The sequence below is a fragment of the Lentzea cavernae genome, from assembly GCF_014653695.1.
Taxonomy (GTDB): Bacteria; Actinomycetota; Actinomycetes; order Mycobacteriales; family Pseudonocardiaceae; genus Lentzea; species Lentzea cavernae.
The window spans coordinates 610,197-623,438 of record NZ_BNAR01000003.1; the positions used below are offsets into that span (position 1 = coordinate 610,197).

Consider the following 13,242-nt stretch of genomic DNA (forward strand, 5'->3'; position numbering starts at 1 on the left):
GCTGCGCTCACGATCGTGGCACTCGCAGTGGCTGCACTCATGGTGGCCGCACCTTCATGGCCGCACCCTCTGAGCCCGCACCCTCTGAGCCCGCGCTCACGGTGGCCGCACCCGCGTCGTGCGAACCCAGGAGCGAGCCTCGGGCCACCTCCAGCTCACCCGGCCCCACGCAGGCCCCACTCCAGGCGCAAACCTCCGGCCCGGTCGTTTGACCCGGCCCGACAGCGGGTAAAAGATCTTCATCCCCTAAGATCAACTCCGCTGGGAGGACGTCACAGGTGCCCCAGAAGCACCAGGAACACACCCTCCGCCAGCCCCGACACGCGTGATCTCGGTCACAGCAATTCTGGTGGCTCTCTGCAAGCCGACTTGAGGCCGCCAACTTCCCACCAAAACGGCCGCACACGTGTTTGTGCAGGTCAAATGGGTGACTTCAAGTAAACGGCGCTCCATCCAGAGAGTGGATCGGCGCGCAACATCTTGACTGCGCGCTCATGCAGGGTCACTCTGTCGGTGAGCAACAGGAGGGTCCTTCCAGGTGCCTCTCGACAGTCGCCGTGCGCGTGGCTAGACTGCCCCTTTGCGCTGCCCATTTTCCGCTTGCCCTTCGCCGAGAGCGTGGATTAGTCGAGCAGCGCCGCACCCTTGACAGCCGTGCTAGTTCGCTCTAGCCAGCTATTTGTCCCTGGAAGGACGCATCTTGGCGATCTCTCGCGCGACCAAGGCCACTGCTGCGACCAACTCCACGTCGGGGATCCCTGGAGCGCCGAAGCGGGTCTCGTTCGCGAAGATTAACGAGCCGCTTTCGACGCCCAACCTGCTTGACCTGCAGATCCAGTCCTTTGAGTGGCTGACCGGCGATGAGGCGTGGTTCCAGCGCCGCGTCGACGCCGGCGACGAGACCCCGACGGGCGGCCTCGAAGAGGTCCTCAACGAGATCTCGCCGATCGAGGACTTCTCCGGCTCCATGTCACTGTCCTTCTCCGACCCGCGCTTCGACGAGGTCAAGGCCTCGACCGAAGAGTGCAAGGACAAGGACATGACGTACGCGGCACCTCTGTTCGTCACGGCGGAGTTCACCAACCACACCACTGGCGAGATCAAGAGCCAGACGGTGTTCATGGGTGACTTCCCGATGATGACGAACAAGGGCACGTTCATCATCAACGGCACCGAGCGCGTGGTGGTCTCCCAGCTCGTGCGTTCGCCCGGTGTGTACTACGACACCGCGGTCGACAAGACGACCGACAAGGACGTCTTCAGCGTCAAGATCATCCCGTCCCGGGGTGCTTGGCTGGAGTTCGACGTCGACAAGCGCGACACCGTCGGTGTCCGCATCGACCGGAAGCGTCGCCAGCCGGTGACGGTGCTGTTGAAGGCTCTGGGCTGGAGCACGGAGCAGATCCGCGAGCGGTTCGCGTTCAGCGAGACGTTGCTGACCACGCTCGAGAAGGACCACACCGCAGGCACCGACGAGGCGTTGCTCGACATCTACCGCAAGCTGCGTCCGGGCGAGCCGCCGACGAAGGAGTCGGCGCAGGCCCTGCTGGAGAACCTGTTCTTCAAGGACAAGCGCTACGACCTGGCGAAGGTTGGCCGTTACAAGGTCAACAAGAAGCTGGGCCTGGACACCGAGATCAACACCGGTGTCCTGACCGAGGACGACATCGTCACGACGATCGAGTACCTCGTTCGCCTGCACGCGGGTGAGACGATGATGGACGCCGCCGCCGGTGGCGACGTGCCCGTCGAGGTCGACGACATCGACCACTTCGGCAACCGTCGTCTGCGCACCGTGGGCGAGCTGATCCAGAACCAGATCCGCGTCGGTCTGTCCCGCATGGAGCGCGTCGTCCGCGAGCGCATGACCACGCAGGACGTCGAGGCCATCACGCCGCAGACCCTGATCAACATCCGTCCCGTCGTGGCGGCGATCAAGGAGTTCTTCGGCACCTCGCAGCTCTCGCAGTTCATGGACCAGACCAACCCGCTCGCGGGTCTGACCCACAAGCGCCGCCTGTCGGCGCTGGGTCCGGGCGGTCTGTCCCGTGAGCGCGCAGGCATGGAGGTCCGCGACGTCCACCCGTCGCACTACGGCCGCATGTGCCCGATCGAGACGCCGGAAGGCCCGAACATCGGTCTGATCGGTTCGCTCTCGAGCTACGCGCGGGTCAACCCGTTCGGCTTCATCGAGACGCCGTACCGCAAGGTCACCGACGGCCGGGTCACCGACCAGATCGACTACCTGACCGCGGACGAGGAAGACCGCTTCGTCAAGGCGCAGGCGAACTCGCCGACCGACGACGAGGGCAACTTCACCGACGACCGCGTCCTGGTCCGCAAGAAGGGCGGCGAGGTCGAGTTCATCGACCCGACCGACGTCGACTACATGGACGTCTCGCCGCGCCAGATGGTGTCGGCCGCGACGGCCATGATCCCGTTCCTCGAGCACGACGACGCGAACCGCGCCCTGATGGGTGCGAACATGCAGCGCCAGGCCGTGCCGCTGCTCCGCTCCGAGTCGCCGCTCGTCGGCACCGGCATGGAGCTGCGCGCCGCGGTCGACGCCGGTGACGTCGTCGTCGCGAAGAAGACGGGTGTGGTCGAGGAGGTCTCCGCCGACTACATCACCGTCATGGCCGACGACGGTGCGCGCAACACCTACGCGCTGCACAAGTTCCGTCGCTCGAACCAGGGCACCTGCATCAACCAGAAGCCCATCGTCAACGAGGGCGACCGCGTCGAGTCGGGTCAGGTGCTGGCCGACGGTCCTTGCACCGAGAACGCCGAGATGGCGCTCGGCAAGAACCTGCTCGTGGCGATCATGCCGTGGGAAGGCCACAACTACGAGGACGCGATCATCCTGTCGCAGCGCCTCGTGCAGGACGACGTTCTCACCTCGATCCACATCGAGGAGCACGAGATCGACGCCCGCGACACGAAGCTGGGCGCCGAGGAGATCACCCGGGACATCCCGAACGTCTCCGAAGAGGTCCTGGCCGACCTGGACGAGCGCGGCATCATCCGCATCGGTGCCGAGGTCCAGCCGGGCGACATCCTCGTCGGCAAGGTCACGCCCAAGGGCGAGACCGAGCTGACGCCGGAGGAGCGGCTGCTCCGCGCGATCTTCGGTGAGAAGGCGCGCGAGGTCCGCGACACCTCCCTCAAGGTGCCGCACGGTGAGTACGGCAAGGTCATCGGCATCCGCGTCTTCTCGCGTGAGGACGACGACGAGCTGCCTCCGGGCGTGAACGAGCTCGTCCGCGTCTACGTGGCCCAGAAGCGCAAGATCCAGGACGGTGACAAGCTCGCCGGCCGCCACGGCAACAAGGGCGTCATCGGCAAGATCCTCCCCGCGGAGGACATGCCGTTCCTCGAGGACGGCACGCCGGTCGACATCATCCTGAACACCCACGGTGTGCCGCGTCGTATGAACATCGGCCAGGTGCTGGAGACCCACCTCGGGTGGATCGCCAAGCAGGGCTGGAGCATCAACGGGGACCCGGACTGGGCGAAGAACCTGTCCGAGGACCTGATGGAGGTCGAGCCCGGCACCAAGACCGCGACCCCCGTGTTCGACGGCGCGAAGGAAGAGGAGATCACGGGCCTGCTCGGCTCGACGATCCCGAACCGCGACGGCGAGCGCATGGTCAAGGAGAACGGCAAGGCGCAGCTCTTCGACGGTCGCTCCGGCGAGCCGTACCCGTTCCCCGTGTCGGTCGGCTACATGTACATCCTGAAGCTGCTGCACCTGGTGGACGACAAGATCCACGCGCGTTCGACCGGCCCGTACTCGATGATCACGCAGCAGCCGCTGGGTGGTAAGGCGCAGTTCGGTGGTCAGCGCTTCGGTGAGATGGAGTGCTGGGCGATGCAGGCGTACGGCGCCGCATACACCCTGCAGGAACTCCTCACCATCAAGTCCGACGACGTGCTCGGCCGCGTGAAGGTCTACGAGGCCATCGTCAAGGGCGAGAACATCCCGGAACCCGGTATCCCGGAGTCCTTCAAGGTGCTGCTCAAGGAGCTGCAGTCGCTCTGCCTCAACGTCGAGGTCCTGTCTTCGGACGGTGCCGCGATCGAGATGCGCGACGGCGACGACGAGGACCTGGAGCGCGCGGCCGCGAACCTCGGCATCAACCTGTCGAGGTCCGAGTCGCCCTCCGTGGACGACGTCGTCAACTAGTCACCTCGTCGGCCGGTGAAGAGGACGCCTCCCGCGTCCTCTTCGCCGGCCCTCAGACCAGCTCCTTTGCCACCGATCTAAAAAGGGGAAGAGAGTAGACGTGCTCGACGTCAACTTCTTCGATGAGCTCCGTATCGGTCTCGCGACCGCGGACGACATCCGCCAGTGGTCTTTCGGCGAGGTCAAGAAGCCCGAGACCATCAACTACCGCACGCTCAAGCCTGAGAAGGACGGCTTGTTCTGCGAGAAGATCTTCGGTCCCACCCGGGACTGGGAGTGCTACTGCGGCAAGTACAAGCGCGTTCGCTTCAAGGGCATCATCTGTGAGCGCTGCGGCGTCGAGGTGACCCGCGCGAAGGTGCGTCGTGAGCGCATGGGCCACATCGAGCTCGCCGCTCCCGTCACGCACATCTGGTACTTCAAGGGCGTCCCGAGCCGGTTGGGCTACTTGCTCGACCTGGCCCCCAAGGACCTCGAGAAGATCATCTACTTCGCCGCCTACGTCATCGTGGGCGTGAACGCGGAGCTGCGCCACAACGACCTGCCGACGCTCGAGAGCGAGATGCAGGTCGAGCGCAAGCGCGTCGAGAACCGCCGCGACGCCGACGTGGAGGCCCGCGCCCAGAAGCTCGAGGCCGACCTGGCCGAGCTCGAGGCCGAGGGCGCCAAGTCCGACGTGCGCCGCAAGGTCAAGGAGGGTGGCGAACGTGAGATGCGCCAGCTCCGCGACCGCGCCCAGCGCGAGCTGGACCGCCTCGACGAGATCTGGTCCACGTTCACCAAGCTGGACAAGGCCCAGCTGATCGCGGACGAGCTGCTCTACCGCGAGCTCTACGACCGCTACGGCGACTACTTCACCGGTGCCATGGGCGCGGAGGCCATCCAGAAGCTCCTGGGTGACTACGACGTCGACGCCGAGTCCGAGATCCTGCGCGAGACCATCCGCAGCGGCAAGGGCCAGAAGAAGCTGCGTGCGCTCAAGCGCCTCAAGGTCGTTGCCGCCTTCCAGGCGACCCGCAACAACCCGCAGGGCATGGTCCTGGACTGCGTCCCGGTCATCCCGCCGGACCTGCGCCCGATGGTGCAGCTCGACGGTGGCCGTTTCGCGACGTCCGACCTGAACGACCTGTACCGCCGCGTGATCAACCGCAACAACCGCCTCAAGCGACTGATCGACCTCGGCGCGCCCGAGATCATCGTCAACAACGAGAAGCGGATGCTGCAGGAGGCCGTCGACGCGCTGTTCGACAACGGCCGCCGCGGTCGCCCGGTGACGGGTCCGGGCAACCGCCCGCTCAAGTCGCTGTCCGACCTGCTCAAGGGCAAGCAGGGCCGGTTCCGCCAGAACCTGCTCGGCAAGCGCGTCGACTACTCCGGCCGTTCGGTCATCGTGGTCGGCCCGCAGCTCAAGCTGCACCAGTGCGGTCTGCCCAAGCAGATGGCGCTCGAGCTCTTCAAGCCGTTCGTGATGAAGCGGCTCGTGGACCTCAACCACGCGCAGAACATCAAGTCCGCCAAGCGGATGGTCGAGCGTGCGCGCCCGGCCGTGTGGGACGTGCTGGAAGAGGTCATCACCGAGCACCCGGTGCTGCTCAACCGCGCACCCACGCTGCACCGCCTCGGCATCCAGGCCTTCGAGCCCCAGCTGGTCGAGGGCAAGGCCATCCAGCTGCACCCGCTGGTCTGTGAAGCGTTCAACGCCGACTTCGACGGTGACCAGATGGCAGTCCACCTGCCGCTGTCCGCCGAGGCGCAGGCCGAGGCCCGCGTCCTGATGCTGTCGTCGAACAACATCCTGTCCCCGGCGTCCGGCAAGCCGCTGGCCATGCCGCGTCTGGACATGGTGACGGGCCTGTACCACCTGACCCGTCACAAGCCCGGCGACCTCGGCGAGGGCCACTCGTACTCGTCGCCCGCCGAGGCCCTGATGGCGTTCGACCGCAAGGTCCTGGGCCTGCAGTCGATGGTGAAGATCCGGGTCTCCGACAAGAACCCGCCCAAGGGCCAGGAGCCCGAGGGCTGGGAGCCCGGTCAGCCGTGGCTCGCGGAGACCACGCTGGGTCGCGTGCTGTTCAACGAGATCCTGCCGCAGGACTACGCCTTCATCAACGAGGTCATGCCCAAGAAGCGGCAGGCCATCATCATCAACGACCTGGCCGAGCGGTACCCGATGGTCACCGTCGCCCGGACGCTGGACAAGCTGAAGGACGCCGGCTTCCACTGGGCCACCCGCTCCGGTGTCACGGTCGCGATCTCGGACGTCCTCGTCCCCGCCGCGAAGCAGGACATCCTCGAGGAGCACGAGCGCCTCGCGGACGCGGTGGAGAAGCGCTACCAGCGCGGACAGCTCTCGCACGACGAGCGCAACTCCGAGCTGGTCAAGGTGTGGACCAAGGCCACCGAGCAGGTCCACGAGATCATGGAAGACAACTTCCCCGAGGACAACTCGATCCGCGTCATCGTGCAGTCCGGTGCTGCCGGCAACATGACGCAGGTCCGTTCGCTCGCGGGTATGCGTGGTCTCGTCACCAACCCGAAGGGTGAGTACATCCCGCGCCCGATCAAGAACTCGTTCCGCGAGGGCTTGTCGGTGCTGGAGTACTTCATCGCGACGCACGGTGCTCGCAAGGGTCTGGCCGACACCGCGCTGCGCACCGCCGACTCGGGTTACCTGACCCGTCGTCTGGTGGACGTCTCGCAGGACGTCATCATCCGCGAGGTCGACTGCGGCACCACCCGTGGTGTGCAGATGACCGTCGGCGAGCAGCTGGGCGACAAGGTCGGCCTGCACGAGTTCGCGCAGACCTCGGTCTACGCCCGCACGGTCGCGGACGACATCACCGACGCCCAGGGCAACCTGGTCCTGAACCGCGGCGACGACCTCGGCGACCCGGCACTCGTGTCGCTGGTCGAGGCCGGCATCGTCCGCGTGAAGGTGCGCTCGGTGCTGACCTGCGAGTCCCCGGTCGGTGTGTGCGCGTCCTGCTACGGCCGCTCCATGGCCACCGGCCAGCTGGTCGACGTCGGCGAGGCCGTCGGCATCGTCGCCGCCCAGTCGATCGGTGAGCCCGGCACGCAGCTGACGATGCGCACCTTCCACCAGGGCGGTGTGGCCGGTGACGACATCACGACCGGTCTGCCCCGTGTCCAGGAGCTCTTCGAGGCCCGCGTCCCGAAGGGCAAGGCGCCGATCGCCGACGTCGACGGCCGCGTGCGCATCGAGGACGGCGACCGCTTCTGGAAGATCACGCTGATCCCGGACGACGGTTCCGAGGAGATCGTGTTCGAGAAGCTGTCCAAGCGTCAGCGTCTCGCCAACACGGCCACCGGCCCGCTGCAGGACGGCGACCACGTGTCCGTCGGCCAGCAGCTGCTGGAAGGTACTCCCGACCCGCACGAGGTCCTGCGCGTCATGGGCCCGCGCGAGGCGCAGCTGCACCTCGTCGGCGAGGTCCAGAAGGTGTACCGCGCCCAGGGTGTGGCGATCCACGACAAGCACATCGAGGTCATCGTCCGGCAGATGCTCCGCCGGGTGACGATCATCGACTCCGGCGCGACCGAGTTCCTGCCGGGTTCGCTGGTCGAGCGTGCCGACTTCGAGTCGGGCAACCGCGCGGTCGTCGCCGAGGGTGGCGAGCCGGCTGCCGGACGTCCGGTGCTGATGGGTATCACGAAGGCCTCGCTGGCGACGGACTCGTGGCTCTCCGCCGCGTCGTTCCAGGAGACCACTCGTGTGCTGACCGACGCCGCCATCAACGGGCGTTCGGACAAGCTCATCGGTCTGAAGGAGAACGTGATCATCGGTAAGTTGATCCCGGCTGGTACGGGCATCAACCGCTACCGCAACATCCAGGTCCAGCCGACCGAGGAGGCGCGTGCCGCTGCGTACGCGATCCCCTCGTACGACGACGGGTACTACACCCCCGACGTCTTCGGCACGGGCACTGGTGCCGCGGTGCCGCTGGACGACTACGACTTCGGTCGCGACTACCGCTAGTCGGTTGTCTTCGAACGGCCCTCGGAGCCTCGCGCTCCGGGGGCCGTTCGGCGTTTCACCGGTAGGCGATGCCGTCGAGGTGCAGCGTCGTCGACTCGTCGCTGTGACTGCCCTTGGTGCCGACGTGCTTCGCGCTGATCTGCGGGCCGTTCTTCAGCACGTGGTAGAGCGCCATCCCGTGGCCCCGGCCCAGGTCGTAGTCGGTCTTCAGCCACTCCAGGAACACGCCGGCCTTGGTGTCGCCGCCGTACCCGCGCTCGGTGGCGGCCGCCAGCAGTTCGGCCGGGGTCTTGCCGGTCTTCTTCTCCGCGCCGTCGAGGTAGGCCTGGAAGGACATCGTGGGCTCCGTTCGTCGTTGACCGGAGCCTAGGACAACTACGGCTGTCTTGACAAGAAAATTTGTCGGTGACGCCTCGAAGGGGGTTCGGGGGACGTCTTAACGGCGGCGTGCGCGGGCCAGGGCTCGGGCGCGGATGACCAGGTCGTCGACCAGGTGGGCGTCCACCAGGGGTGGGATGCCGCTCTCGTCGGTGCAGCAGCGGGGTTTGGTGCGCTTCTCCGACAGTCGTGGCCTGACGCCGGCCATCTCGTACAGGGCCTCGTAGAGGTCGAGGCCCGGATCGTCGTCGTGCGGGCCGACGAGGAGCACCCACACGACTTCGGGGGAGGGGAAGGCGACGACGACCCGGTCGGCGCCCCGGAGGTGCTTCACGCACAGGCGTGGGAGTGGCTCCGGGCCTGTCACGCGGTAGCCCAAGGCGGCGCAGCCGGAGTGGGCGAGCTCGTCCAGGAAGCGTTCGTAGGCCACGCGGGCGCGGCCGCGCAGGCCGTTGGCCTGGGCGTGAGCGGTGGGGGTCTCGACTACCTCGATCAAACCGGGCGGACCACGCGTCCCTTGCCGCTGCGCATCTCGGCCAGGGAGTTGGCGAGGTCTTGGCGGTCCAGCAACGACTGGTCGCTCAGGCGGCGGTGGACTTCGTCGATCAGGCCGCGGGTCTTGCCCGCGCGGCGGAGGTCGGAGACCAGGTGGAGGACCTCGTGCAGGCGCACGGTGTCGAGGAGCATCCGCGGTTCCTGGCTGTGGATGGCGAGCACGCCTTCTCTGGCCCAGGCCTTCACGGTCTTCTCGGTGAGGTCGAGGAGCTCGCCCGCCACCACGGGACGTACCGGCGGGGCCTGGCGGAGGGTCTTGGCCACCACGCCGTCGAGGCGGCGGCGGCGGTCGTCGTCCTCGGACATCGACGACGCGACGGCTTCCAGCTCTTCGATCGTGTCGAAGAGGTCGCGGATGTGGGCGGCCTCGGTCGCGACAGACATGGCTACTCCTCCCGTTGACTACCGATTATCCACTACTTTTTCGGTAGTCGTCAACGGCCCCGGAGCAGGGATCCGGGGCCGTTGCGAACGTGATCAGGAGGAGAAGAAGAGACCGCCGAGGCCGCGGTGCTTGCGGTGGCCGTAGCCGTAGCCGGCGTGACCACCGTGGTGGTGGTGCACCTGCTGCGGCGCGGCGCCCCAGGCGGGCTGGGCCGGCTGCGGGTAGGCGGCGGGCGGCGGCGCGGCGACGGGCGGCGGGGCCTGCATCTGGGCCTCGAGGCGCGTGATCGACTCGAGCTCGCCGTAGTCGAGGAAGACCCCGCGGCAGCCGTCGCACTGCTCGATGTGAACGCCCATGCGGTCGAACGTGCGCATGTTCGCATGACACTTGGGACACTGCATCGTGGTGAGCCTCCTGCGGTGGGACCGGACAAATACGATATTAGCCGCGGTCACTGCTCTCGTGCGTCGAGACGATCCGACGACAGGCTTCAACCAGCGGTTCCACTGCCTGCAACCCGGACATGAGTGCCCTGGCTGCCATCTGCACAACGTACGCCTGAGCCGGGATGTTGAGCGCTTCCCATTCCGATGTCGGCAGCGCCACACCACCCGTTTCACGGTAGGCGTTCAGGAACCGCGCCCACAGATCACCCGGCAACACCCCCGCGGCGAACAAAGCCGCAGGTCGAGCGAGGTCCCACACCGGATCGCCGACCCCCAGGTCGTCCACGTCGATGAGCCGCCAGGCCCCCCGGTGCACAAGCTGCCCGAGATGCCAATCGCCATGAATCAACGCACGCCCGTTCACGTCCAACGGCGGCAAGACCTCATACGCACGCAACACCACATCGGCGTACGGCAACTCCGGCGGCAACGCCCGAATAGCCCGAACAATCCGTTCGGGTGTACCCGCCACAGGCCCTCGCACGGGCAATGCGTGCAGCTTCGCCAGCAGCGCCGCGCTCTCCTCCCACGGCGCGCCATCAGGATCGTCCTGACTCACCGGCGTTCCGTACGGCCACACCGTCACGGGCCGGTCGTCCACGAACTGCAACGGCTTCAACGGCCGCACGAACAACTCGGGGTGCGCCGCCGCGATCTCCAGCCGCTGCTCGAGAGCCTCGACGTCGGTGTCCGCCGGCAACGCCTTGGCCACCACGTCACCGACGCGCACCACCACGACGTCGCCGCGGTCACCGCCGAGCACCTCGGGGTCGGCCGAAGAGCCGGTCAGCGAGGCCATCGCCGCGATCAGGTCGTCCACGCGCACAGTGAATCAGGCGGTCGCGGCCGTGGTCAGACCGGCTGTCGCAGGGCGTTGTGGTACGAGATCAGGTACGTCACCGCGTCGCCGGGGCCGTCGAACTCCGCGTAGAAGCGGCGCTGGCCGTCGTGCTGCCAGAACACCGAGTACCGGTCCTGCACCCGCACAGGCACAGAGCGCCGTCGACGGCTTCGCCCAGTGAGCTGACATCCGGCGAGCGCGTCGCAGTCGATCCGGATCTCCGCCCACCCGGCGGGTGCGTGCTCTGCCGCCAGCGCGGTGATCCGGTCGACGATCTCGCCCACCGGCGTGGGCGCGTGGCCCTCTTCGGGACCGGCACCCGCTGCCAGGAAGGGGATCGGGCCCCGTGGTCACCATCTTCGCCGCCGCCGCCGAGCGCACGCCGGCGGCCTCCGCGTACGTGCGGCCACCCGCGTTCACCAGCTGTTCCCCCTGCCCATGATCGAGTTGCCGCCGAAGTCGTCGTCCTCGTCGGTGCCGGCCGCGCGTTGCACCGGGCGGGACTTCTTGCGCAGCACCGAGGAGCCGAAGTCCTCGTCGGACGGTGGGAGCGGCGCGGCAGGCTCCTCGCGTTGCTCGACCCTGAAGATGTCCTTGATCGACGGCGCGCCCGGCACGACGTCCAGCACGCCCTCTTCCGAGGTCAGCGCGGCCATGCGGGCGTTGACCTGGTCGCGCACGTCCATCGCGGCGCGGCGGGTCACCTGTGTGATCGTCTGCGCCAGTTGTTCGGGGGTGACGCGCTCGACCGGCGCGACGTACCGAACGCCCGCAGGACGTGTCGGCGGACGGCTCAGTTGGTGATGCAGATCGTCTTCACCGGCTGCGGGTACGTCTTCGCGTCGTCCCCGTTGCACAGCGCCCTGTCCTGCTTGCCCTGGACGACCTTGGTGACCTTGCGCGTCCCGGTGCCGCACGCCACCCGTTCGAAGTACTGGTTGACCGCCTTGAGGCAGTCGCCCTCCTGCACGTTGAGGACGTAGCAGAGCCGCGTCTTGCCGTTCGTCCTCGAACGTCCGGACGACTCGGTCAGGTAGTCGCCGGTCGGGCACATCGTGCGTCGCTCACGGGAGGACACGCGGTACACGGCCTCCTGTGAGGCACAGTCCACTTCGGCCATGTCGACGGTCGTGTCGTTGAGGTCGACCTGCTTCGCGCACTCACCGACGCCCGCCGGCTCGTGCCAGCCGGAGCAGCCGGACGCGAACAACACCAGTGCGGCTACCGCCGCGATGGCCCTCCGGTTGACCTGCACAGTGCGTTCTCCGTCACACGAGTAGCCTGCTTCCTGGGGCCATGTCTACTGCAGGTGCGATTGCGGTACCCCCGTTTTGACCCCGGTAGACGTGGGCGGGTATCTTTGCTACTCGTGCCCGACCCATGTCGGGCCGCTCCGCGTGCCCGTGAGGCAGCGGTGTCCTCCACTCGCAGTGGCAGTTGAACTGTTGCTTGCGGACCTTGGGAGCGGGCGACACGCCCGACCTCGGGTGCAGAGAGGGATCAAGAAACACGAGGGTGAACCGGAAGGCGAACCCTCAAAGACGGAAGAAGCAGCCGGCGAATGCCAACGATCCAGCAGCTGGTCCGCAAGGGCCGCCAGGACAAGGTGGCCAAGCAGAAGACGGCGGCCCTCAAGGGCTCGCCGCAGCGGCGCGGTGTGTGCACCCGCGTTTACACCACCACCCCCAAGAAGCCGAACTCCGCACTGCGCAAGGTCGCTCGCGTGAAGCTGACCAGCGGTATCGAGGTCACGGCCTACATCCCCGGTGAGGGTCACAACCTCCAGGAGCACTCGATGGTGCTCGTGCGCGGCGGTCGTGTGAAGGACCTGCCGGGTGTTCGCTACAAGATCATCCGTGGCTCTCTCGACACGCAGGGTGTCAAGAACCGCAAGCAGGCTCGCAGCCGCTACGGCGCGAAGAAGGAGAAGAGCTAATGCCCCGCAAGGGACCGGCCCCGAAGCGGCCGCTTATCTCTGACCCGGTCTACAGCTCGCCCCTCGTCACGCAGCTCATCAACAAGGTGCTGGTCGACGGCAAGCGCTCGGTGGCCGAGAAGATCGTTTACGAAGCGCTCGAGGGTGCTCGCGAGAAGACCGGCACCGACCCGGTCGTCACGCTGAAGCGCGCGCTCGACAACGTGAAGCCGTCGCTGGAGGTCAAGAGCCGCCGCGTCGGTGGTGCGACCTACCAGGTGCCGATCGAGGTCAAGCCCGGTCGTTCCACCACGCTGGCGCTCCGTTGGCTGATCACCTTCTCCCGGCAGCGCCGTGAGAAGACCATGGTCGAGCGTCTGATGAACGAGCTGCTCGATGCGAGCAACGGTCTCGGTGCGAGCGTCAAGCGCCGTGAGGACACGCACAAGATGGCCGAGTCCAACAAGGCCTTCGCCCACTACCGCTGGTGATCTGACGCCCGGCCTGCGAAGGCCGGGCTCTCCCAGCCCTAGTGAGCT

At 67.0% G+C, this 13,242-nt stretch carries 12 protein-coding genes; 4 read left to right on the forward strand and 8 right to left on the reverse strand.

Annotation, left to right across the window (positions count from 1 at the left end; genetic code table 11):
- Positions 1 to 700 precede the first annotated feature (700 nt).
- Entirely contained in the window at positions 701 to 4,186 is a 3,486-nt protein-coding gene (gene rpoB / locus IE307_RS13175; RefSeq protein ID WP_191298173.1) for a DNA-directed RNA polymerase subunit beta, read from the forward strand.
- 100 nt (positions 4,187 to 4,286) lie between these two features.
- Positions 4,287 to 8,183 carry a DNA-directed RNA polymerase subunit beta' gene (locus tag IE307_RS13180; protein WP_191298174.1) on the forward strand — a complete coding sequence of 1,299 codons (3,897 nt, stop codon included), beginning with the start codon at positions 4,287 to 4,289 and terminating at the stop codon, positions 8,181 to 8,183.
- A gap of 55 nt (positions 8,184 to 8,238) precedes the next feature.
- Here the strand turns inward: IE307_RS13180 and IE307_RS13185 are convergent, their stop codons facing one another.
- From IE307_RS13185 to IE307_RS13220, 8 genes are all read right to left on the reverse strand, one after another.
- Complete coding sequence (locus tag IE307_RS13185) at positions 8,239 to 8,520, reverse strand: DUF4287 domain-containing protein (RefSeq protein WP_191298175.1); 282 nt, start codon at positions 8,518 to 8,520, stop codon at positions 8,239 to 8,241.
- Positions 8,521 to 8,619: 99 nt separating this feature from the next.
- Positions 8,620 to 9,057, reverse strand: a complete 438-nt coding sequence (locus IE307_RS13190; RefSeq protein ID WP_191298176.1) for a hypothetical protein — start codon at positions 9,055 to 9,057, stop codon at positions 8,620 to 8,622.
- A complete protein-coding gene (locus IE307_RS13195) occupies positions 9,054 to 9,500 on the reverse strand; it encodes a hypothetical protein (RefSeq protein WP_191298177.1) in 447 nt (148 codons plus the stop codon). Before IE307_RS13195 ends, IE307_RS13190 begins: the two co-directional genes overlap by 4 nt.
- Before the next feature lie 93 nt (positions 9,501 to 9,593).
- Complete coding sequence (locus IE307_RS13200) at positions 9,594 to 9,902, reverse strand: TFIIB-type zinc ribbon-containing protein (RefSeq protein ID WP_191298178.1); 309 nt, start codon at positions 9,900 to 9,902, stop codon at positions 9,594 to 9,596.
- Positions 9,903 to 9,942: 40 nt separating this feature from the next.
- Positions 9,943 to 10,767, reverse strand: coding sequence for a phosphotransferase family protein (locus tag IE307_RS13205; protein WP_229904655.1), 825 nt, complete (start codon positions 10,765 to 10,767; stop codon positions 9,943 to 9,945).
- A 32-nt stretch (positions 10,768 to 10,799) separates the two neighbouring features.
- On the reverse strand, positions 10,800 to 11,072 hold the full coding sequence (locus IE307_RS13210) for a hypothetical protein (RefSeq protein ID WP_191298179.1): 273 nt from the start codon (positions 11,070 to 11,072) through the stop codon (positions 10,800 to 10,802).
- A gap of 132 nt (positions 11,073 to 11,204) precedes the next feature.
- Positions 11,205 to 11,492, reverse strand: a complete 288-nt coding sequence (locus tag IE307_RS13215) for a hypothetical protein (protein WP_191298180.1) — start codon at positions 11,490 to 11,492, stop codon at positions 11,205 to 11,207.
- A gap of 89 nt (positions 11,493 to 11,581) precedes the next feature.
- Positions 11,582 to 12,043: an LppU/SCO3897 family protein gene (locus IE307_RS13220; protein WP_191298181.1), complete on the reverse strand. Its 462-nt coding sequence runs from the start codon at positions 12,041 to 12,043 to the stop codon at positions 11,582 to 11,584.
- A 306-nt stretch (positions 12,044 to 12,349) separates the two neighbouring features.
- Between IE307_RS13220 and rpsL the strand changes: the two genes are divergently transcribed.
- Positions 12,350 to 12,724 (forward strand): 30S ribosomal protein S12, encoded by a 375-nt coding sequence (gene rpsL, locus IE307_RS13225; protein ID WP_030473471.1) that lies wholly within the window; start codon positions 12,350 to 12,352, stop codon positions 12,722 to 12,724.
- Complete coding sequence (gene rpsG / locus IE307_RS13230) at positions 12,724 to 13,194, forward strand: 30S ribosomal protein S7 (protein WP_030478293.1); 471 nt, start codon at positions 12,724 to 12,726, stop codon at positions 13,192 to 13,194. Before rpsL ends, rpsG begins: the two co-directional genes overlap by 1 nt.
- Positions 13,195 to 13,242 lie beyond the last annotated feature (48 nt).

What these genes read in the sequence shown, in the direction of transcription:
- IE307_RS13185 (WP_191298175.1), bottom strand. Translation starts at nt 8,520, where the DNA reads ATGTCCTTCCAGGCCTACCTCGACGGCGCGGAGAAGAAGACCGGCAAG.
- rpsL (WP_030473471.1), top strand. Translation starts at nt 12,350, where the DNA reads ATGCCAACGATCCAGCAGCTGGTCCGCAAGGGCCGCCAGGACAAGGTG.
- rpsG (WP_030478293.1), top strand. Translation starts at nt 12,724, where the DNA reads ATGCCCCGCAAGGGACCGGCCCCGAAGCGGCCGCTTATCTCTGACCCG.
- IE307_RS13195 (WP_191298177.1), bottom strand. Translation starts at nt 9,500, where the DNA reads ATGTCTGTCGCGACCGAGGCCGCCCACATCCGCGACCTCTTCGACACG.
- IE307_RS13200 (WP_191298178.1), bottom strand. Translation starts at nt 9,902, where the DNA reads ATGCAGTGTCCCAAGTGTCATGCGAACATGCGCACGTTCGACCGCATG.